Annotated in this window: 1 protein-coding gene; it reads left to right on the top strand. The window is 65.6% G+C overall.

Annotation, left to right across the window (positions count from 1 at the left end):
• On the top strand, positions 1 to 550 hold a 550-nt coding region (locus FXO21_RS28595), incomplete at both ends, for an NAD(P)/FAD-dependent oxidoreductase (RefSeq protein WP_192579382.1).

Genomic DNA, 550 nt, shown 5'->3' with positions numbered 1-550 from the left:
TTCCGGAGCTGCCGTGGGGACCGGAGAGCCATTATTACCGGCAGGACGTCGACGCCTACCTGCTGCAGGCCGCCATCAAATACGGCTGCACGGTCCGCCAGAAGACGAGCGTGACCGACTACCACGCCGACAAGGACGGCGTCGCGGTAGCCACCGCCCAGGGCGAACGGTTCACGGGCCGGTACATGATCGACTGCGGGGGGCCCCGCGCGCCGCTCGCGACCAAGTTCAACCTCCGCGAAGAACCGTGCCGTTTCAAGACGCACTCGCGCAGCCTCTACACGCACATGCTCGGGGTCAAGCCGTTCGACGACATCTTCAAGGTCAAGGGGCAGCGCTGGCGCTGGCACGAAGGGACCTTGCACCACATGTTCGAGGGCGGCTGGCTCTGGGTGATTCCGTTCAACAACCACGCGCGGTCGACCAACAACCTGGTGAGCGTCGGCCTGCAGCTCGACCCGCGCGTCTACCCGAAAACGGATATCCCCGCGCAGCAGGAGTTCGACGAATTCCTCGCGCGGTTCCCGAGCATCGGCGCGCAGTTCCGCGA

The sequence above is a fragment of the Dyadobacter sp. UC 10 genome (assembly GCF_008369915.1).
In the GTDB taxonomy this organism is placed as follows: Bacteria; Bacteroidota; Bacteroidia; order Cytophagales; family Spirosomataceae; genus Dyadobacter.
The sequence above is the reverse complement of the archived record's forward strand: the minus strand, read 5'-3'. Positions and strand labels throughout refer to the sequence as shown.